Origin of the sequence: uncultured Dysosmobacter sp., from assembly GCF_947631635.1 — a bacterium.
Lineage (GTDB): Bacteria > Bacillota > Clostridia > Oscillospirales > Oscillospiraceae > Oscillibacter.
In genome coordinates, this window is the sequence record NZ_CANRMB010000005.1 from 1 (window position 1) to 19,039 (window position 19,039).

Annotated in this window: 19 protein-coding genes; 5 read left to right on the forward strand and 14 right to left on the reverse strand. The window is 60.3% G+C overall.

All coding sequences use genetic code 11. From position 1 onward, the window contains the following. Nucleotides 1–224: 224 nt before the first annotated feature. Entirely contained in the window at nucleotides 225–440 is a 216-nt protein-coding gene (locus Q0Z71_RS03930) for a helix-turn-helix transcriptional regulator (protein ID WP_298018902.1), read from the reverse strand. A gap of 135 nt (nucleotides 441–575) precedes the next feature. On the opposite strand from Q0Z71_RS03930, the gene Q0Z71_RS03935 reads away from it, so the two are divergent. Then, a complete protein-coding gene (locus Q0Z71_RS03935) occupies nucleotides 576–749 on the forward strand; it encodes a hypothetical protein (RefSeq protein WP_298018586.1) in 174 nt (57 codons plus the stop codon). 8 nt (nucleotides 750–757) lie between these two features. On the opposite strand, the gene tsaA is transcribed toward Q0Z71_RS03935, so the two are convergent. Both tsaA and Q0Z71_RS03945 read right to left on the reverse strand, forming a co-directional pair. Beyond that, nucleotides 758–1,453 carry a tRNA (N6-threonylcarbamoyladenosine(37)-N6)-methyltransferase TrmO gene (tsaA, locus tag Q0Z71_RS03940; protein ID WP_298018590.1) on the reverse strand — a complete coding sequence of 232 codons (696 nt, stop codon included), beginning with the start codon at nucleotides 1,451–1,453 and terminating at the stop codon, nucleotides 758–760. Between the two features lie 121 nt (nucleotides 1,454–1,574). Further along, entirely contained in the window at nucleotides 1,575–2,012 is a 438-nt protein-coding gene (locus Q0Z71_RS03945; RefSeq protein WP_298018593.1) for a hypothetical protein, read from the reverse strand. Between the two features lie 572 nt (nucleotides 2,013–2,584). Between Q0Z71_RS03945 and Q0Z71_RS03950 the strand changes: the two genes are divergently transcribed. Continuing rightward, complete coding sequence (locus Q0Z71_RS03950; RefSeq protein WP_298018596.1) at nucleotides 2,585–2,848, forward strand: HPr family phosphocarrier protein; 264 nt, start codon at nucleotides 2,585–2,587, stop codon at nucleotides 2,846–2,848. Between the two features lie 49 nt (nucleotides 2,849–2,897). Beyond that, nucleotides 2,898–4,757 (forward strand): excinuclease ABC subunit UvrC, encoded by a 1,860-nt coding sequence (gene uvrC, locus Q0Z71_RS03955; protein WP_363316676.1) that lies wholly within the window; start codon nucleotides 2,898–2,900, stop codon nucleotides 4,755–4,757. A gap of 212 nt (nucleotides 4,758–4,969) precedes the next feature. On the opposite strand, the gene Q0Z71_RS03960 is transcribed toward uvrC, so the two are convergent. The 8 genes from Q0Z71_RS03960 to Q0Z71_RS03995 all read right to left on the reverse strand — a co-directional run bounded on the left by Q0Z71_RS03960 (nucleotide 4,970) and on the right by Q0Z71_RS03995 (nucleotide 14,408). Then, a complete protein-coding gene (locus Q0Z71_RS03960) occupies nucleotides 4,970–5,485 on the reverse strand; it encodes a hypothetical protein (protein ID WP_298018599.1) in 516 nt (171 codons plus the stop codon). Then, nucleotides 5,485–7,383 (reverse strand): LTA synthase family protein, encoded by a 1,899-nt coding sequence (locus tag Q0Z71_RS03965; protein WP_298018602.1) that lies wholly within the window; start codon nucleotides 7,381–7,383, stop codon nucleotides 5,485–5,487. The genes Q0Z71_RS03960 and Q0Z71_RS03965 overlap by 1 nt, the downstream gene beginning before the upstream one ends. 284 nt (nucleotides 7,384–7,667) lie before the next feature. Then, the gene (locus Q0Z71_RS03970) at nucleotides 7,668–8,600 is read right to left on the reverse strand and encodes a GTP-binding protein (RefSeq protein ID WP_298018605.1); all 933 of its coding nucleotides are present in this window, start codon (nucleotides 8,598–8,600) and stop codon (nucleotides 7,668–7,670) included. A gap of 138 nt (nucleotides 8,601–8,738) precedes the next feature. Next, nucleotides 8,739–9,848: a CobW family GTP-binding protein gene (locus tag Q0Z71_RS03975; RefSeq protein ID WP_298018608.1), complete on the reverse strand. Its 1,110-nt coding sequence runs from the start codon at nucleotides 9,846–9,848 to the stop codon at nucleotides 8,739–8,741. A gap of 83 nt (nucleotides 9,849–9,931) precedes the next feature. Then, the gene (locus tag Q0Z71_RS03980) at nucleotides 9,932–11,374 is read right to left on the reverse strand and encodes a sodium:alanine symporter family protein (RefSeq protein WP_298018610.1); all 1,443 of its coding nucleotides are present in this window, start codon (nucleotides 11,372–11,374) and stop codon (nucleotides 9,932–9,934) included. A gap of 92 nt (nucleotides 11,375–11,466) precedes the next feature. Continuing rightward, a complete protein-coding gene (locus tag Q0Z71_RS03985) occupies nucleotides 11,467–13,671 on the reverse strand; it encodes a stage V sporulation T C-terminal domain-containing protein (RefSeq protein ID WP_298018614.1) in 2,205 nt (734 codons plus the stop codon). A 12-nt stretch (nucleotides 13,672–13,683) separates the two neighbouring features. After that, nucleotides 13,684–13,962 (reverse strand): hypothetical protein, encoded by a 279-nt coding sequence (locus tag Q0Z71_RS03990; protein ID WP_298018617.1) that lies wholly within the window; start codon nucleotides 13,960–13,962, stop codon nucleotides 13,684–13,686. Nucleotides 13,963–14,147: 185 nt separating this feature from the next. Beyond that, nucleotides 14,148–14,408, reverse strand: a complete 261-nt coding sequence (locus Q0Z71_RS03995) for a hypothetical protein (protein WP_298018620.1) — start codon at nucleotides 14,406–14,408, stop codon at nucleotides 14,148–14,150. A 74-nt stretch (nucleotides 14,409–14,482) separates the two neighbouring features. Here Q0Z71_RS03995 and Q0Z71_RS04000 point away from each other — a divergent pair, with 74 nt between their 5' ends. Together Q0Z71_RS04000 and Q0Z71_RS04005 are read left to right on the forward strand one after the other, a co-directional pair. Then, nucleotides 14,483–14,752 (forward strand): hypothetical protein, encoded by a 270-nt coding sequence (locus Q0Z71_RS04000; protein ID WP_298018623.1) that lies wholly within the window; start codon nucleotides 14,483–14,485, stop codon nucleotides 14,750–14,752. Nucleotides 14,753–15,216: 464 nt separating this feature from the next. Then, nucleotides 15,217–15,399, forward strand: a complete 183-nt coding sequence (locus Q0Z71_RS04005; RefSeq protein WP_298018626.1) for a hypothetical protein — start codon at nucleotides 15,217–15,219, stop codon at nucleotides 15,397–15,399. Nucleotides 15,400–15,542: 143 nt separating this feature from the next. Here Q0Z71_RS04005 and Q0Z71_RS04010 read toward each other — a convergent pair whose 3' ends face one another. The 3 genes from Q0Z71_RS04010 to Q0Z71_RS04020 all read right to left on the reverse strand — a co-directional run bounded on the left by Q0Z71_RS04010 (nucleotide 15,543) and on the right by Q0Z71_RS04020 (nucleotide 18,875). Then, on the reverse strand, nucleotides 15,543–16,523 hold the full coding sequence (locus Q0Z71_RS04010; RefSeq protein WP_298018629.1) for an alpha-ketoacid dehydrogenase subunit beta: 981 nt from the start codon (nucleotides 16,521–16,523) through the stop codon (nucleotides 15,543–15,545). Between the two features lie 13 nt (nucleotides 16,524–16,536). Continuing rightward, nucleotides 16,537–17,508, reverse strand: coding sequence for a thiamine pyrophosphate-dependent dehydrogenase E1 component subunit alpha (locus tag Q0Z71_RS04015; RefSeq protein WP_298018632.1), 972 nt, complete (start codon nucleotides 17,506–17,508; stop codon nucleotides 16,537–16,539). 167 nt (nucleotides 17,509–17,675) lie between these two features. Next, a complete protein-coding gene (locus tag Q0Z71_RS04020) occupies nucleotides 17,676–18,875 on the reverse strand; it encodes a CaiB/BaiF CoA-transferase family protein (protein WP_298018635.1) in 1,200 nt (399 codons plus the stop codon). Nucleotides 18,876–19,039 lie beyond the last annotated feature (164 nt).

The following is a 19,039-nucleotide window of genomic DNA, read 5'->3' on the forward strand; positions in this document are numbered from 1 at the left end:
GACTACGGCATCTGCGGCGACCTGTTCAAGGTCACCCCGCTGCTGATCGAGGCCATCAAGGCCGCCAAGGCTGCGAAATAAGAACCCCCAAATTTGGGAAAACTGGCCCCCGGCGCTTTTCAAAAGCGCCGGGGGCCATTGGCTGCCTGATGGATGTGAAGATCCCCCGGAGGACGACAGTCCTTCGGGGGATCTTTATCATGCGGGGGAGACCGTGGGATTTCTTATTTCCGTGGAAATGGATTTGGAATATCGCTGACACCGCAGATATAGTCCATGCTGACATTATAATATTTTGCCAGGATGATCATGCTCTCCAAAGGAATGCGGCTCTTGCCAAGTTCGTAATCAGAGTAGGTTTTTTGACCAACCTTCAAAAGTTCTGCGATATATGTCTGACTTACGCCTGCTTTTTTCCGCAGATTTTGTATCCGTTCCATGTACTGCAAAAACATCACCTCAAGATAAGTATACAACAGAGTTTATAACTCTAAAACCACCGTTTGAATCAAAGAACGTATTATCATTTGAGATGACAGAGATATCACAGAGAAGAGACAGGGGGAGGTGATTCGATGGAGTCCAGCTGTGAGACCTGCGCCTACTTTGTGCGGCATTATATCAAAATCGGGGAGAAGTATAAAACGGCATCCGGCGGGCACTGTTTTTATCCCCGCATCAAACTGCGCTTTGAGGATACGCCGGCCTGTGATCACTATCAGGCGCAGGAAAAGCAAAAAGCTGACTGACCCAAAGGTCAGTCAGCTTTTTGCTGGATGTCCGTGACGGTCAGCCTGCCGCCGTCCACGGAGAATTTCACCTCCATCCCCGCGAACCCAAAGCCATAGACCCGTGCGGGGTCGTTTTGGTAATGGGGCCGGGGGTCCTGGGCCAGCACGCCCCGCAGGGCCTCCAGCCGTTCCGCCGGGACGCGGGGCAGAAGGGCGTCGGGGATGACCACCTCCAGCGTCTCCCCGGCGGGGACGGAGGCAAAGCCGCCTAAGGCGTCGGGGTGGCAGTCGGCGTAGGGGATGTAGGGCTTGATGTCCAGAATGGGCGTGCCGTCCATCAGGTCCGCGCCCCGGATGCGCAGGATGGGGCCGTGCTCCGCCGTCTGCTGGATGCCTGCCAGCTTCACGGAGGACAGGGCGATGGGGTTGGGCCGGAAGGGGGAGCGGGTGGCAAACACCCCCATCCGCCGGTTGCCGCCCAGCCGGGGCGGCCGCACGGTGGGGGACCACTCCCCGCGGATGGCCTGGTCAAAGACCCACACCAGCCACAGGTGGGAGAAGTCCTCCAATCCCCGCAGGGCGTCGGCGTTTCGGAAGGCGGGCTCAAAAACAACGGTGGCTTCCAGGGCGTCCACCAGGCCGCTCTGCCGGGGAACGCCGAATTTGGTGGAAAAATCGCTGTGGATGCGGGCGATGACCTGCATGGAGAATTCCTGGGGCATGGGGCGTGCCTCCTTCATCGGTTCTGGTTTCAATTATACAGGATTCTGGGAAAAAAGAAACCCCAAAAAACGCGGGACCCCAGCGGTTGCCGGAGTCCCGTACTAGTCAGGGGGCGGTGCGTTAAAACATGCTGCTGGAGCTGTTCTCCCAGTCCGTCAGGTCGCCGTCGCGGTCATGGACGCGGGCGTTCCTGAGCATCTGCTCATAGGATGTGCCTCCCGTGGTGCCGCGGGTGCGGCTGGCGGTGCCGTTCTTGGCGGTGTCGCCGGTGAGGGCGTCGCCGACATCGTCGATGCCGTCCTTGACGTCATCGGCGCCGTCGGTGATGGCGTCTCCGACGTCCTCCATCAGAGAATCGTCCTTGCCGCCGTTGGTATTGCCATTGGTGTTGGCGCTGCCGTTGTTGCCGCCGTTGTTGCCACCGGTGGAGTCACTGCCGGTCACAGCGCTGCCGTTCTGGTTTGCGCTGTTGTCCTGCTGCTTGTCATTGCCGCCGCAGGCGGTCAGGGAAAATACCAGCAGCAGGGAGGCCACTAAGAGCGTTAAGCTTCTTCTCACGTTGTCTCCTCCTTTTGCGCGGGTCAAAGTGTGCGATACCCAATCGGGACCCCAGTAAACAAGGGGCAACACGCCTGGCGGCGTCTGCGATCAACGCCGCCAGCCGCTTGCAATGCCCTGAAAAACCGTGTTGTCCGTTGTTCACTGAGGGTATTGTCTCCGAAAATGCAGAGCGGAGTCATGGGAGTTTCTGCCGGAAAATCGATTTTTTGAAAAAAAGAAAACTTTGCAGGCAGCCGCGGCGGCGCTGTCCGGGACCATCCGGCCCAGGATTTGGGCTTGGGCGCTGGAAAAAGGCGCAGGGACCACAAAAAAATTTACTTCGCCGGCAAAAGGTTGGAGAGACATTTTTTTCCCGCGAAGGTTTGCAAAAATGCCCCTTAAGTGGTATAATTCCCGGTATCAGTGGTGTAAACTACCAAAAAGGGTTTTTCCATGCAGAGGATTTCCCAAAATGTTTGTGAAAATCGCCGTTGACGAGATGGAAAAAACCAGTTATGATGATGTTAGAAATATGACTTGCTATGCGAAGCTGTTCAATCTGACTTGGTATAGAAAAGGAGAGCTGTATCATGTATACACAGGAGATCACCATTAACAACGAAGTAGGCTTGCACGCCAGACCCGCGACTTTCTTTATCCAGAAGGCCAATGAGTTCAAGAGCGGCATCTGGGTGGAGAAGGAGGACCGCCGTGTCAACGCCAAGAGCCTGCTGGGCGTTCTGTCTCTGGGCATCGTGAAAGGCACCACCATCACCCTGATTGCCGATGGCTCTGACGAGAAGGAAGCTGTCAGCGCGCTGGTGGACCTGGTCAACGACAACTTCGGCGAATAAAAAAACAGATCCAGACCCTTGCGGCCCTGCCTGCGCAGGGCCGCCTTTTTTGCAAGACCGGGAAGAGGAGGAGCGCACCGTGACCCATGACGAGCTGAAGGAAAAAGCCAACGACCTGCCGCTGCTGCCCGGCGTCTATCTGATGATGGACAAGACCGGCAGGGTCATCTATGTGGGCAAGGCGAAAAAACTGAAAAACCGGGTGAGCCAATACTTTCAGGACAGCGCCTCCCACACCGCCAAGACGCGGCAGATGGTGAGCCAGGTGGACCACTTCGACACCATCTTCGTCTCCAGTGAATTCGAGGCCCTGGTGCTGGAAAACTCTCTCATCAAGCGCCACATGCCCCGGTATAACATCCTGCTGAAGGACGACAAGGGCTATCCCTTTGTCCGCCTCTCCAGGGAGACCTATCCCCGGTTCAGCATGGTCAACAAGTGGGCCAACGACGGCGCCAGGTACTTCGGCCCCTTCGGCGGCCGGTATGAGACCCGGCAGGCCCTGGACGCGGTGCTGGCCGCCCTGCGCCTGCCCACCTGCAGCCGCCGGTTCCCCCGGGACATCGGGGCGGAGCGGCCCTGTCTGAACTTCCACATGGGCCGGTGCGACGGGTTCTGCCGTCCGGAGATGACGGCGGAGGAGTATAACCGCCGCATCCGGCAGGTCTGCCAGATGCTGGAGGGAAAGAGCAGGCAGCTCCTGCGGGAGATGACCGCCGAGATGGAGGCGGAGGCCGAGGCCCTGCGGTTCGAGCAGGCGGCGGCCATCCGGGACCGCGTCAACGCCATCAGCGCCCTGGCCAACAAGCAGACCGTCATTGCGGGCCTGTGTGCGGACACGGATATCTGGGGCATTTACCGGGGGGCCGGAAAGTGCTGCTATGCCATCCTGCACATGGAGAACGGCAATCTGGCGGGCCGGGAGACGGAGCTGTTCACCGCCCCCATCGAGGAGACGGAGGCGGAGATGCTGGCGGCCCTGACGGCCCAGTATTACCTGCCCCGGGCCATCCTACCCCATGAGATCCTGCTGCCCACCGAGACGGAGGGGTACTGCGGGAACCTTGCGGAGGTCCTCACCAAGCGGGCGGGACACAAGGTCTGGGTCCATGTGCCCCAGCGGGGGGAGAAAGCGGACCTGCGGGACATGGCCCGCAGGAACGCCGCTGAGGAGGCGGAGCGGGCCACCACCACCGAGGAGCGCACCGCCCACACGCTGGAGCTGCTGGGCAAAATGCTGGACCTGCCCGCCCCGCCCAAGCGGATGGAGTCCTTCGACATCTCCAACACCGGCAAGAGCGACATCGTGGCCTCCATGGTGGTGTACAGCGGCACACGGCCTCTGAAGAGCGCCTACCGCCGCTTCCGCATCAAGGAGCTGGAGGGCCATCCCGACGACTATGCCTCCATGCAGGAGGTGCTGCGCCGCCGCCTCCAGCGGGCCGCCGACGGGGACGAGAAGTTCCTGCCCCTGCCGGATGTGTTCCTCATCGACGGCGGCGTGACCCACGCCAACGCCGCCCTGGCGGTGGCAAGGGAGTTCGGCGTACAGGTGCCCATCTTCGGCATGGTGAAGGATGACCGCCATCGCACCCGCGCCCTGGTGACGCCGGAGGGGCAGGAGATCGGCATCGTGAACAACCAGGCGGTGTTCTCCCTCATCGGGCAGATCCAGGAGGAGACCCACCGTTTCGCCATCACCTACCACCATGAGAGCCACACCAAAAGCGCCATGAAGTCCGCCCTGGATGATATCCCCGGTGTGGGACCCAAGCGCCGGGCGGACCTGCGGAAGCACTTCGGCACCATCAGGGCGATCAAAGAGGCGGATGTGGAGGCCCTGTCCGCCGTGGTGCCCCGCCCTGCGGCAGAGGCGGTCTGGAAGCATTTTCATGGGGAAAAGCCTTAAAAAAGTCTCCTGTCTGCATCGCAGACAGGAGACTTTTTTGCAGTTAAGTGCGGCATGGTATCGGGACCGCCCCAAAACAATGTTTTACAGCGTTTTTTCAATGAACCGGTGTCCGCTGTGGGCGATTGTGCCGCCTGCGTTCATGGATGAAATGCTCATGATATCCCCCATCTATGCACGAGCATCCAGTACCGCTTCCGCGAAGAGCTGTCTCACGAAAAGAACCGCCTCCGCAGCTTCCGCCGCCACAGGTTCGTCAGCCGGGCCAGCACCAGGTCCAGCAATAAGAATACCAGATTCCCCATGACCAGCAGGGCCGCGTTCATCAGCCGGGACGCCTCCATCAGGTCCGCCGTCAGCCCCAGCAGGCGCAGGAGCAGGCCGTACAGCGCCGCGATGACCCCGTTGCAGACCGCCAGCCTGACGGCCAGCCGCAGAAGCCGGGAGGGCATGCGGGCCACATGGGGGCGCAGGAGGGGATACCATCCGAACCCGATATATACCAGCGCCAGCTCCCGGTCCGGCACCAGCAGCAGGGCCAGAAGGGACACCGTGCAGAAGGCCGTGGCTGCGGCCCTGGCGCCGTATTCCTCCAGCACCGGGAGCAGGACCGCCATGGCCAGCACCGGCGCGGCAAAGGTGCCGATGCCGATGGCGCCTCCCAACAGCAGGACCACCACCGCCAGGGCGGACAGCATGCCGCACAGGGCGATTTTCCGGCTCTTCATCACGCCACTTCCTTATACCGCAGCTTGTAGTAGCTCCATTTCCGCCATTTCGGCAGGCTTTCCAGCAGGCTCTGCCCCCGGCTGTCCTTTTCCAGCTCATCCAAGAAGCACAGGCCGGCATCCGGCAGCAGGCAGGCGTTCTTCTGCACCACCGGGGCTGTCCGCCGCAGCTCATTCAGGAAGTCGAACCAGGGGCTCTCTCCGGCGCGGCCCGTCAGCTCCAGCACCGCGGCCCCCAGGAAGGCGGCGGAGATGGGATCGTTTTCCGGCAGGTCCAGCGCCTTTACAGCGGACTCCCAGTCCAGGGTTTCCGCGGCGGCGTCGTTGGCCCAGATCACATAGGGCGTCTCATAGGAGGTCAGGGCGTCCCAGGCCCGGTCCTCCGTCATGCCCAGCTCCCGGTAGCCCAGCTGGTTGTCCCCCAGATAGGGCAGATGGTCCCCGAAAAACACCAGCACCACCGGCTCCTCCTGGGCGGCGAAGTAATCCCGCAGGCGGCCCAGCATGGCGTCGGCGTCCCGGACGCCCTCCACATAGACCTTGAGCAGGATCTCCACCTGTTCTGTGACTGCCGCTGTCAGCGGTACGTCGGGGAAATCGTATCCCTCGCCGTATTTGTCCGGGGTGTAGGACATGTGGTTCTGAATGGTGGTGGTGTAGTTGAACAGCGGCTGGCCCTGGGCCAGGGCCTCCTCGAATTTGCCCTCGATAAAATCCGCCATATAGTCGTCCGTCACCCAGCGGCCCTTGTATTGGAGGGATTCCATCTCATCCGCAAACACGGTCTCCTCCGCGCCGAACCAGCGGTACACATTCTCCCGGTTGTAGAACCAGTCGTCGCCGGGGTGGAAGAAGGAGGTGTGGTATCCGTCGCCGCCGAACACCCGGAACAGACTGTCCAGGTCCCGGTTCACCACCCGGAAGGCGGAGGTGGTAGCGGCGGAGAGGGCGTTGGTCTGCATGCCCGTCAGCACGTCGAACTCCGTGTTGGCGGTGCCTCCCGCAAAGCCGGGCACCACGATGTGGCCGGAGAGGGCGTGGGGATCGTTTTGCAGGGCGTGGAGGCTGGACAGGGGATCATTGCTCTCGTCAAAGGCAAAGGCTGGACCGTCTGTGATGTCGGAGAAGGCCTCGTTCATCACCATGATGACATGGACCGGCTTGCCCTGCCCGGCTTGGCCGCCGGTCTCCCAGGCGGCGGCCTCCGCCTTGCTGAAGCCCTCCGGCCTGTCGATGGGATAGGTGGTGAACTGGTGGCAGAAGCAGTAGGGGAAGCCCAGCTCGTTGAACACCGAGGGGATATAGTAGGCGTTGGACACCCGGAAGGAATTGTACAGGTCATTGGAGGCGTACACGGTCAGGATCAGGGCCGCCAGCACGCCCAGGCTGGCGGCGGCCCCCAGCAGACTGCCCAGCCAGCCCCGCAGCTTTTCCACAGGGAATGGCCGGCACCCGACAAACACGCCCAGGACCAGCAGCAGAAAGGTGACCAGCACCACCACGGCGATGACCTTGATGGGGAAGTGGATGTCATAGCTCCCCATGGCGCTGCCCACCTCCTTCAGGAGGCCAAGGTCCCGGGGAAACACCGGCTCGTCCCGGACCTCGATCTTGATGCGGTTGGCGATGGACAGGCCGCACACGGCCAGATTCACCAGCGCCGCCCCCCAAAACACATTGCGGAACAGGCAGGTGCATACCAGCAGCAGCAGGCCGATGGGCATAGCGTTCAGCACGATCAGCAGGGGCTGGGCCTTGAGATGGGCCAGCACGGTCCGCAGGGCGTTGGGCTGGCACCACAGGGCCAGCAGGGTAATGGCGCCTGCCAGCAGCACCGCCGCCAACAGCGTCAGCGGCAGGGACAGGCGGTATTTGGGAAATCGTTTATGAATCTTCAAAGGCGGCAGGTCCTTTCCGAAAAAATACAAAGAATACCTCTATTATATGGATTTTGGCGGAAAATGCAAGAACAGCGGAGACGCTACGGCTCATGGGGGCATTTTTGCCGGGGCTGTGCTATGCTTTCCTGCCGGAACCCCTGGGCCCCAGGCACATCATTTTGACAAAATGCCCCTCTGTTTGAAAACAGAGGGGCATTTTTCTGTAAAAGATTACAAATGGTAAAAGAATTCGACGTGCTCCGCCGCCGGAAGCGGGGCGCCGCAAAGCGAGAACAGACCGCTTAGAACGTGACCACTTCCTGGGCGGGCTTCTCACAGGGCGCGATGGAGATGACATGCATCACCGGCCCCTTGCCGTTGTAGGCCTTGTGCTTCTCCACAGCCATCCGGGCGGTGACCTCGATCCAGTCCCGGTTCTGATATTGGTTTAGGTTCATGCCCTTGGCGATCAGCCCCAGGAACTGCACGTCGTTCTCGCAGCACACCATGGCGAACCGGCCGGGGCAGTGGATGCCGGGGTACTTTTTGGAGTGGCACATGATGAGCTTCATATGCACCGTTTTGCCCGCCCAACGGTCCGGGTGGTCCATCACATCCACATACCAGACGCCGAAGTCGTCGTCAGGGATGTCGATGATCTCCTGGTCCAGGTCAAAGGGGCACTCGTCGCCGGTGAGGTAATCCTCGCTGGTGCCGTCCACGTTTTCCAGATAGATGTCCGCCCGGCGGTTCACCATCCGCAGGTTCCGCTTCCGCAGGGAATCCCGCAGCTCCGGCGTGCAGCGGTTGAACACCAGCATGTCCGCGTTGGTGATCTTCTCCATCATCAGCTGGCCCATGTTCTTGGCGTACACGTCGAAGGTGGAGGCCTGGACGAAGGTCATGATCTGGTACAGCACCCAGTTGGCGGGCAGGACCTCCCTGTAAAGGCGTTCCATCTGCCACATGCCGTTGTATTCGATGAGGACCTGCTTGGGATGGTACTGCGCTTCCCACGCCTTGAGCTGGGAGCATTTCAGGTCCTCTTCCTCGTCAACAGTGACGACGCTTACATTGTCCAGGGCATTTTTCTCATATTCCAGCTCGCCCTCCTCGCAGCAGATGAGGAGCGTCTTGTCCTGCCGGGCAAAGCCGTCCTCCAGGATGCCGTTGATAAAATCGGTCTTGCCGGAATCCAGAAACCCGGCGATCAGATATACAGGAATATCAGCCATCGTAAAGTTCGTTTCCTTTCCAGCTTATGGAGGCGTTCTCAAAGGACTGTGTCCGTTGCCGGGCATAGGATCTGAAGGGAACGGCAGCCTCCGCAGCGCGCTAAAATTCTTTTGATACGCTTTTTCTCAAGAAAGGTATCACAGGCCGAACAGCTCCGCCAGCTTGTCTTCCTTCAGCTCCGCGCCGATGACGCACAGGCGGCCGGTGTAGTCGGGATGGCCGGTGCGGATGTCATGCTCCTCGGGCACGTAGTCGAACTCGATCCACGCGCCGTTTTCGCCGCCCACGATGCCCTTGGCCCGCAGGATCTTGCCGTATTCGCCGGAGTCCAGAGCGGTCAGGATGCGCTGGATATCCGCCTGGGAGAAGGTCTTGGGGGTCTCCCTGCCCCAGGAGGTGAACACCTCGTCGGCGTGATGGTGGTGATGGTGGCAGGAGCAGTTGGGGTCATCGCACTCATGATCGTGGTCGTGGTCATGATGGTGCTCGTGCTCCTCATGATCGTGGTGATGCCCGTGTTCATCGTGTTCATGTTCCCCATGATCATGGTGGTGCTCATGTTCCTCATGGTCATGATGGTGGTGGGTGTGCTCCGCCTCTTCGGCCTCGTGCTCCGCCCGCATTTTGGCCAGCAGCTCGTCGGCCAAAGACACCTTTTCAATGGCGGAGAGGATGACCTTGCCGTCCAGCTGGTCCCAGGGAGTGGTCAGGATGGCGGCGCCGGGGTTCTTCTCCCGCAGCATGGCCACGGCGGCCTCCAGCTTCTCCTCCGTCAGCTTCTGGGTGCGGGAGAGGATGATAGTGCCGGCGGATTCGATCTGGTTGTTGTAGAACTCCCCGAAGTTCTTCATGTAGACCTTCACCTTGGTGGCGTCCGCCACGGTGACGAAGCTGTTCAGCTTCATGTCCTGCACGTCGGCCACAGTGTTCTCCACCGCCACGATCACGTCGGACAGCTTGCCCACGCCGGAGGGCTCGATGAGAATGCGGTCGGGGTGGAACTGCGCCGTCACTTCCTTCAGGGCCTTGTTGAAGTCGCCCACCAGGGAGCAGCAGATGCAGCCGGAGGACATCTCGGAGATCTGGACGCCGGATTCCTTCAGGAAACCGCCGTCGATGCTGATCTCACCGAACTCATTTTCGATGAGCACCAGCTTTTCACCGGGATAGGCCTCCGCCAGAAGCTTTTTGATGAGGGTGGTCTTGCCGGCGCCTAAAAAGCCGGAGACGATATCGATTTTTGTCATATGATCAAGTCCTTTGCTAAAAATTTCTGAACAGAACTTATCATACCATTAAAATGAGAAAATGCAACTCCGTCACAGAAATTTTACGATTTTCGACTTGAATTTTGTGCCTTTGGGCGGAAAAATCCCGGAAAGACCGGCGGCGAGACCCGCCGCCGGGAGCGGGCGACCTGCCCCTGAAAGGCCCGGATGTCATGGGCCACGGTGCCGGAGAGGAGCAGGAGGGACAGCAGGTTGGGGAGGCACATCAGCGCGTTGCAGATGTCGGACAGGCGGAACACCACATCCAGCTGTTCCACAGCGCCCCAGAACACCGCCAGGATGAACAGAACGCGGTAGACTGGCAGACACCGGGAGCCGAACAGGTATGTAAAGGCGGTTTCTCCCTGGTACTCCCAGCCCAGGATGGAGGAAAAGGCGAAGAGAACGACGGAGATGCTGACAAAGCCGCCGCCCAGAGGTCCCAGCACCGTGCGGAAGGCCAGGATGGTCAGAGCCGCGCCATCCACCGGGGCCCCGGCGGCGTCCAGCGTGCCCAGCACGCCGGAGGAGCAGATGGCAAGGCCCGTCACCGTACAGATCACCATGGTGTCGAAAAAGGTGCCGGTCATGTTGATGTATCCCTGCCGGACAGGACTGCCGCTGGCGGAGGCGGCGGAGATCGCGGCGGAACCCATGCCCGCCTCGTTGGAGAACACGCCCCGGGCGATGCCCCAGCGGGCGGCGTCCAGCATGGAGGCGGTCACGGTTCCTGCCGCGCCGCCCGCCATGGCGCGGGAGGAGAAGGCGCAGCGGAGGATGGACGCGATCCCGGCGGGCAGATTTTCCCAATTGCCCAGGATCACGGCGAGGCCGGAGAGCAGGTAAAACACCGCCATGGCGGGCACCACGGCGGTGGAGACCCGGGAGATGCCGCGGATGCCGCCCAGAATGACCAGAAGGGACAGTCCGGCCACCACCAGGCCGATGACCTTGGGAGAGACGGCGGACACGCCGCGCAGAGCGCCGGAGATGGCGTTGGACTGGGTCATGCCGCCGATGCCAAAGGAGGCACAGACGGCGAAAAAGGCGAACAGGCCGCCCATGGCGGCGCCCAGCCGCCCCAGCCCCAGGCCGTCCCGCATGACGTACATGGGACCGCCGGACCACTGGCCCCGCCGGTCCCTGCGCCGGAATTTCACCGCCAGCATACATTCGGAAAATTTGGATGCCATGCCGAAGAGGGCGGAGAGTTCCATCCATACCAGCGCGCCGGGACCGCCGGCCACCAGGGCTGTGGCCACACCCACGATATTGCCGGTGCCGATGGTGGCGGCCAGGGCCGTCATCAGGGCGGAAAAGGGGGAAATCTCGCCCCGACCCGCCTGCCGGGCATCCCGGCTGAGGACGCTCCGCAGGGCGTACCCCAGGTTCCGCCAGGGGAGAAAGCGGGTGCGGATCGTCAAAAAAATGCCGGTGCCCAGCAGCAGGGTCAGAGTGCCGGGTCCCCAGAGAAATTCATCGATGGTTTTCAGACAGTCTGTCATGGTGACACCTCCGCTTCCAGCATACGGCGGCGGAGACGCGGCTATGCGAAAAAAAGCGGACGCCCGTGCAGGACGTCCGCGTGAAGCGCCGGTCAGCCCTCCATGTGCCGGCCTAAAAAGGCGGCGATGGTCTGGGCTAGCTTGTATTCCGCGTCTCCGGTGGCAAGGCCGGGGGTCGTGCCGATAAACAGCACCAGGCCCAGCAGATCGCCCTCGGAGAGGATGGGGGCGGCCACGTTAGTGGTCAGTTTGTCACTGCTGTCTGTGACGGGAATGGGCTGGCCGTCGCCGGTGTACTGATAGATGCGGCGGCTCTCCATGATCTGTTCCAGCTCCGGGGTGATGCGCTTGCCCATCAGCTCCCGCTTGCCGCCGCCCGCCACGGCGATCACCGTGTCCCGGTCCGTGACGGCGCAGATGCTGCCGGTGGAGCGGCTCATGGTCTCGCAGAGCTGTCCCGCGAAATCCTCCACGCCGCCCAACAGGGAATATTTTTTAAAGATGACCTCCCCGTCGCGGCTGGTGTAGATCTCCAGGGGGTCGCCGTTGCTGATAACTTTGACAGTGAAAACTTTGCTCCGGCGGCGGTCGCTCTCCTGGATGATCTGGATCTCGTAGGGACGGGCCTCCGCGCCTGTCCGTTTTCTCGGCGCCTCCAGAGGAATGGAGACGGGTGCCATGGCTGCCACGGCCTCATCCGCTTGGGACAGGCCGCCGCACCGGAGGATGCTGTCGATGTCGGCCTTCAGCTGGATTTCCAGGTGATCCTCATAGACCTTGATCTTCTCAATGATGAGCTGGAGGTCGTTCCGGTCCAGCTTGGGCTTGTTCAGAATATCGTCAAAGACCTCCATGGCCGTCTTGGCGGCACGGTTTACCCGGATGATAGTGCTGCGCTTGTCCAAGGTCATTTGAATCTGGTTTTGCAGGCCCTCGATCCGGCGGAGCAGGTCGTTTTCCAGCTCGTCGTAGGTCTCCTCCAGAATAGTCTCCCGCTCCGGGTGCTTCATAATGTCCCGCACCCGCTGGCGCTTGGTGGCTTTCAGCTCCTCCTGCAAGTCCGCCAGCACCGCCTCCAGATTGGCGGCGCTCTGCTCTGTCTCCCTGATGTCCTCGGTCTCCCGCGCCAGGTCGGCGTTGAGCCGGTCCAGCATGGCGGCGGAGTTGTCCTTCACCTTGCGGACGTAGATTTTCAGCAGCTCGTCCAGCTTGTCCACCCGGATGTGGTGGCTGGTGCAGCCCTTCAGCCCCCGGCGGTGGTACTCCCCGCAGCGGTAGGCGTCCCGCAGGTCGGCCCGGCTCATGGCGAACATGGGGGAACCGCAGTCGCCGCACTCCAGAAAGCCGGAGTAGACGTTGTCGTACTTTTTCTGCCCCCGGTAGTGGGCGGTGGAGCGGCTCTCCCGCAGCGCCTTCGCTGTGGCGAAGGTGCGGTAGTCGATGATGGGCTGGTGATGGCGCTCAATGACGATGTGCTCCAGCGCGTCCCGTTTCATGTCCTTGCCGTTGATCTTCTTCCGGGTATATTTGCCCTGCCGCAGGGTGCCAATATAAAAGTCGTTGTCCAGGATGCCCTGGACGGTGACGATGGCCCAGACAGGCTTTGCCCGGCGCTTGCAGTCCTCCCCGGCGGCTTCCTTCCGCTGCCGCTCCGCCATACGGGGGGTGGGGATGCCCTGGCCGGTGAGATAGCCCGCAATTTTCTTATAGCCCCAGCCGTCGATGTACAGCCGGAAAATTTCCCGCACCACCTCCGCCTCAGTGGGGACGATCTCAAATTCCTGCCGCTTGTTGACAATGTACCCGTAGGGAGCGGCGCAGATCCACCTGCCGTCCTGCTGGCGGCGCTTGATGACGGACTTCACCTTTTTGCTGGTGTCGGTGACAGGCATCTCGTTGATGAGGAACTGGAACTGAATCTTCAGCCAGTCGTCGTCGTTGGGGAAGTCGATGCCGTCGCCGATGGAGATGATCCGCACCCCAGCGTCCCTTAGATCCTCCAGCTCCACCAGCCCCCGGCTGTTGCGGCGGGAGAACCGGGAGAAGTCCTTGACGATGAGGATGTCTTTCTGATGGCTCATCAGCTCCCGGCGCATGGACTGATAGCCCTCCCGCTGCTCAAAGGTGTAGCCGGAGCGGTCCCGGTCCTCGTAGAAGGTCAGGGTGCTGTCCGGGAATTTTTGTTTTATAAAATCCTGAATGATGGCTTTTTGGTTTTCAATGGAGGTGTTGTCCCGGTCCAGCTCCTCGTCCACCGAGATACGGGCATAGCCCGCGATATCAAATTTTTCAATCATCGGCCACACCCTTTAAGTATTTCGCGGTCTAGGCGTGCGCTTCACGCTGCGTCCGCCCTCATTTTGAACTGTTTCCATTTTGGAAACAGTTGCATCCCGGCTGAGTTCTTCCTCCTCATAGATATTTTGCAGATGCTTGGAGATGGCGGAGGTATTCACATCGAACAGCTCTCCCATGGCTTTCTGTGTCAGCCCCAAATTTTCATCCTTGAAGATGACGCTGACAAATTCCTTGCTGTTGCCGCTGTCGTAAAGCAGGATCTCACCTGTTTTTCCAATTCCCTTGTCCAAAGTCAGCCCTCCTTTTCTATCCACTTTGGCTTTGTATTTTACATATAATTTCAGATAATATTGTATCACGCAACAGGGCCAATAGCAACTGGATTTTTCTTTATGTGATCCGCGGGCAAGGCGGCCGCGGCCATCAGCGCTGCTGCCCACGGTTGGTCTCTTGTTCTGTCAGATATCAAATGCACTTACGTCCCCAGAACCACGCCTGTCTGCCGCTCCTGCTCCACTTCCGTCTGGGCGATGCGATTGCGGTCATAGCACAACAGATCACTGGTGGCGTCGGCCAGATTTTGGCTGCCGGACTGAAACACCGCCACCAGATAATTCTTTTGCCTGTACGCCCGGTACAGCGGCTTCAGCTTTTCCCGCACAGACTCGTCCCGCCTTTCAGCGTTGGTGAGCCAGACCTCCACAAGTTTGTTTTCATCTCTGACATGGATCTCCAATGGGCTGCCACTCCTTCCTGTGGAAATAGTTTCCTCTGTTTTGATCCGTTTATTCACATGGACAGGATTGGCCCTTGTTTCTCATGGCCATCCTCCTTCTGGCCCGGGGCAATTTTTTCCCCCTCCCGTTTGAGGACTTTGCGGTGGCCGTGTCCGGGGCGTATAGTACCGTCGGCCACGAGAGCAGGGCGCTGAGATCGTTCCAGATCGCGCCCAAGCTGTATCACGCCAGCCACAACACCGCCAGGAACACCGGGACCGGCAGCCCCCACAGACGCGGCCTGGGCGGCGTGAGCTGTGATGCATTTGTGTCTGCGCGGGTGCGGGACGGTCCAGCGCCATGAGCCCGTCCATAGACAATCTCCGCGCTGTATTCTTCGCTTTACCGCAAGCGGCGAAGTTCACGCCCATTGCCGGGCATCCTCTTCCTATCGGACCCGCTGACGCCGGGCTTCGGCGGGAGCCCTGTTGACGCCTCCGGCCCCTCTCGCAAACTCGCCGCAAAAGCGGCTCAAACCGGGGCCTTACTCCACAGGTGGTAGGAGTCGCCCCAGAGGAAGTATATCCAGGAGCAAGAGAAACAGGATCAGATAAAAGATAAGGTAAGCCCCCAGGAATACGAAAACCCTTTTATGGGGCAAGCGGGGCAACCGGCCCACAATGGCCCGAACATAGTACGGCCAGCGTCTTTTAGACGCTGGCCGTACTTATGCCCCTATAGGGCCTTTTCAAGGCGGCCCCTGAAAGGAGTCGCCTTGACTTCCGCCGATATTCTTTTGTATAGAATTGCTGAAAGGAAGGAACGACAATGATGAACCAGTTCTATTGCCGTAAAGAACAGTTCCTTTTGGAGGCTGTTCCCGCGGTGGAAGCAGCGCCATCCAAATTCGACATTGCAGCATTGCGCGCCGCAGCGCCTGTGGCGCCAGGAGATGTATTGACAACACGCTTGGCAGCTGCACCGCCGGGCCGCGTCTTGCCGTCCCCATAAAACGAATCGACCGTTTTATGAAGAATGGATATAAAAAGACGGTTCAGCGTGTCGAAAAGTCTTTTCGACACGCTGCGGCCCCCGCCCTCAACAGAAGAGGGCAGGGGCCTGCGCTGATCAGAAGCAGATGACGGGTCCCCGGATCATGCCATCATCTGGCAGACGGCTTGAACGATATTCTGCGGCAGCACACGGCACTGATCCTCCAGATGGGGACTTACGGGAATGGGGACAAAGGGAGCGCCGATCCGGACCACGGGGGACTTTAGGGAGGAGAAGGCTTCTTCGGAAATGGTGGCGGAAAGCTCCCCGCCGAAGCCGCCGTGCCGAACGGCCTCGTGGGCCACGACCGCTCTGCCGGTCTTCCGAACAGAAGCCAGAATCGTCTCCTTGTCCAGAGGGGTCAATGTCCGAAGGTCCAGGACCTCCGCATCGATCCCCTTGGCGGCCAGGACCTCCGCCGCTTCCAGCGCGCGGTTCACCATGACGCCATAGACGACCAGAGTCACATCCCGGCCCTCCCGGGCAATGCGTGCTTTTCCAAAGGGGATCGTATAATCCCCCTCCGGCACGTCGCCCTCTGTTTTGAACAGGGTTTTATGCTCCAGAAAGATCACAGGGTTGTCATTTCGGATGGCGGTCTTCAGGAGACCCTTTCCTTCGGCGGGGCAGGAGGGGACCACCACCTGCAGACCCGGAATATGGGCGAACCACGCCTCCAGACAGTCTGTGTGATGGGCACCCTGCATTTTCACGATCCCGTCCGGGCAGCGGACCACCATGGACACCTTCCCCTGGCCGCCGAACATGTAGCGCGACTTGGCGGCCTGATTCACAAGTTCGTCCATACAGGCGGGAAGGCAGTTGGAAAACCGCATATCAATGACAGGCCGCATGCCTGAAAGGGCGGCGCCCACTGCGCTGGAGACGATGGCGGTCTCAGAGATGGGCGTATCCAGCATGTGGCTGGTGTCTCCGTTCAAAAGCTCCTTCAATCCAAGATAGTGGCTCAGTCCGCCGCCGCGGCCATGAAGGTCTTCAGCCATGACGAATACAGAGGGATCCCGGCCCATTTCCTCGGCCAACGCCTCCAGGGTAGCATCCTTATAGCTTTTCTTCTGCATGGAACCCACCTCCTCAGTCGTACAGGTCCGCGTAGAGTTCATCCGGCTCGGGATACGGACTCTCCACAGCGAACCGGCGGGCGTCCTCGATCAGGGAATCCACATGGGCGCTCACCATATCAAAATCCTCTCTGGTCAGCACACCGTCCGTCAGACAGCGCCGCTCAAAGTTCTGGATGGGATCGTCCGCCTCCAGCCTGGCCCACGCGGCTTCGGCGTCCCGATAGGGCTGCGAGTCGCCTACGTTATGCCCCAGCGCGCGATGAGTCTGGCATTCCAAGAAGCCGCAGCGGTTCCCCTCGCCGTTTCTGGCTCGCTGCACCAGCTTTTCCATGGCGGCCTGGACTGCGAAAAAGTCGTTGCCATTGACCACATAGCTGGTCATGTCGTAGGAGTCCGCCCGCTTGGAGAGGTTCAGCACAGCCTGCTGACCGCCTGTGGCATGCTGCGTACTGCAGGCAATCCCATTGTTTTCGCACACGAAGATCACCGGCAGGTGCCAAGCCGCGGCCATGTTGGCGGACTCGTGGAAGGGACCGCGGTTGATGGCGCCGTCTCCGAAAAACACGACGGAGATCGCATCGGAATTCTGGAAGCGGGCGGCCAGAGCGGCGCCCACGGCCAAACCGAAGCCTCCGCCGACGATCCCGTTGGCTCCCAGCATCCCCACCTGAAAATCCGCGATGTGCTGCGACCCACCCTTGCCTTTGCAGCAGCCGGTGGCCTTGCCGTACAGCTCTGCCATCATGGGGCGCAGGTCGGCACCCTTGGCGATGGTGTGCCCGTGTCCGCGATGGGTGCTTTCAATGCGGTCGTGGAGGGACAGGCAGGCACAGACGCCGGTGGCAACGGCCTCCTCCCCAATGTAAAGGTGGACATTTCCCAGAATGTCCCCGGATTCACGCGCGCGTTTTGCCTCAAGCTCAAATTTGCGGATTTTGACCATGGTCTCGTAATGCCGCAAAAGTTCTTCTTTGGAAAACATGATCCATCTCCTATCATGTGTATTTGCGGCGTAAAAAACAAGGACGCCGCAGGAACCTTGCCAGTCCGCCGCAGTGGGTATCTGCGGCAGGGCTGTTCAGGGACTGCCGGGCCGCCGGGACAGATATTGCACTGTATTTTCCAAGAGACCCAGGCTTCTCCGATGGATCAGATAACGCCCTTCTCTTTCAGTTCCGCCAGCTTGGCCTCGTCAAAGCCCAGCATGGTCTTGTAGATCTCAACGTTATCCTCGCCCAGCAGCGGCGCAGCCTTGCGGGGATAGGACTTGGTGCGGGTCAGCTTCTGGGGCATCGCGGTGATGTGCAGCTTGCCGATGCCGGGCTGGTCGATCTCGGGGAACATGTCTCTGGCGCCGGCGATCTGGGGGTCCACTACCATGCGGTCGATGGTGTTCACGGGGCTTGCGGGGCAGCCGGCACCGTTGAGCAGCTGGTCCACCTCGTTGATGGTGTGCTGCTCCGTCCAAGCGGAGACGATCTCACGCAGCACCTCATGGTTGGCGACGCGGTCTTTCACCGTCAGGAAGCGGGGATCTTCCTTTAGCTCCGGCTGCTCCATCACGTCGCACAGGATGCCGAAGAGCTTGTTGTTGCCGGTGGCCACGATCACATCGCCGTCCTTGGTGGGGAAGGCATCGTAGGGATAGGTGGACTCATAGCGGTTGCCGATGCGCTGGGGGAGACGGCCGGTGGACTGGTAGATCATGGTGATATTCTCCATGGCGGAGGCCACGGAGTCCACCAGGGCCACGTCCACCTTTTCCCCTAACCCTGTCTTCTGGCGGTTCACCAGAGCGGCCAGCACGCCGATGGTCAGGTTCAGGCCGCCCAGAACGTCGCCCATGGGCGTGCCCACGCGGGTGGGTTTTCCGCCGGGCCAACCGGTGGTACTCATCAGGCCGCCCATGGCCTGACCGACAATGTCATAGCCTGCCCGCTTGCTCAGGGGGCCGGTATGGCCGAAGCCGGACACCGCGCCATAGATGATCGCAGGGTTGACCTCTTTGAGCACGTCGTAGCCGAGGCCCAGCTTCTCCATGGTGCCGGGGCGGTAGTTCTCAATGACAACATCCGCCTTTTTCACCATCTCCTTGAAGATCTCCTTGGCCTCAGGCTCTTTCAGGTTCAGGGTGCAGCCGGTCTTGCTGCGGTTGAAGTTTGCGAAATACACGCTGTTGTCGTTGATGAAGGGACCCATGCTGCGGCTGTCGTCGCCGCCCTTGGGGTTTTCCACCTTGATAACCGTGGCGCCCATGTCAGCCATCAGCGCACCGCAGTACGGACCAGCCAGCACGCGGGTCAGATCCAGGACCACGATGCCCTCCAGCAAACCTCTCTCATTTTCCATGTTATACAGCTTCCTTTCATATGTGGATTTCCTGGCAGCGGCCAGTTAGCTTTGAAAAGGTATTCTAGCAAATTATGTGCCAATAAATTTGCCACACAGATCCGACCACAATTGACACATATTTGGCACATTTTTTGCTATAAAGATTTGACATAGAGAGGAAG

Bases quoted from the DNA above. Each gene is read 5' to 3' on its own strand.
- Q0Z71_RS03930 (WP_298018902.1), bottom strand. From the start codon at position 440: ATGGAACGGATACAAAATCTGCGGAAAAAAGCAGGCGTAAGTCAGACA.
- Q0Z71_RS03935 (WP_298018586.1), top strand. From the start codon at position 576: ATGGAGTCCAGCTGTGAGACCTGCGCCTACTTTGTGCGGCATTATATC.
- tsaA (WP_298018590.1), bottom strand. From the start codon at position 1,453: ATGCCCCAGGAATTCTCCATGCAGGTCATCGCCCGCATCCACAGCGAT.
- Q0Z71_RS03950 (WP_298018596.1), top strand. From the start codon at position 2,585: ATGTATACACAGGAGATCACCATTAACAACGAAGTAGGCTTGCACGCC.
- Q0Z71_RS03960 (WP_298018599.1), bottom strand. From the start codon at position 5,485: ATGAAGAGCCGGAAAATCGCCCTGTGCGGCATGCTGTCCGCCCTGGCG.
- Q0Z71_RS03970 (WP_298018605.1), bottom strand. From the start codon at position 8,600: ATGGCTGATATTCCTGTATATCTGATCGCCGGGTTTCTGGATTCCGGC.
- Q0Z71_RS03975 (WP_298018608.1), bottom strand. From the start codon at position 9,848: ATGACAAAAATCGATATCGTCTCCGGCTTTTTAGGCGCCGGCAAGACC.
- Q0Z71_RS03980 (WP_298018610.1), bottom strand. From the start codon at position 11,374: ATGACAGACTGTCTGAAAACCATCGATGAATTTCTCTGGGGACCCGGC.
- Q0Z71_RS03985 (WP_298018614.1), bottom strand. From the start codon at position 13,671: ATGATTGAAAAATTTGATATCGCGGGCTATGCCCGTATCTCGGTGGAC.
- Q0Z71_RS04005 (WP_298018626.1), top strand. From the start codon at position 15,217: ATGATGAACCAGTTCTATTGCCGTAAAGAACAGTTCCTTTTGGAGGCT.
- Q0Z71_RS04010 (WP_298018629.1), bottom strand. From the start codon at position 16,523: ATGCAGAAGAAAAGCTATAAGGATGCTACCCTGGAGGCGTTGGCCGAG.
- Q0Z71_RS04015 (WP_298018632.1), bottom strand. From the start codon at position 17,508: ATGTTTTCCAAAGAAGAACTTTTGCGGCATTACGAGACCATGGTCAAA.
- Q0Z71_RS04020 (WP_298018635.1), bottom strand. From the start codon at position 18,875: ATGGAAAATGAGAGAGGTTTGCTGGAGGGCATCGTGGTCCTGGATCTG.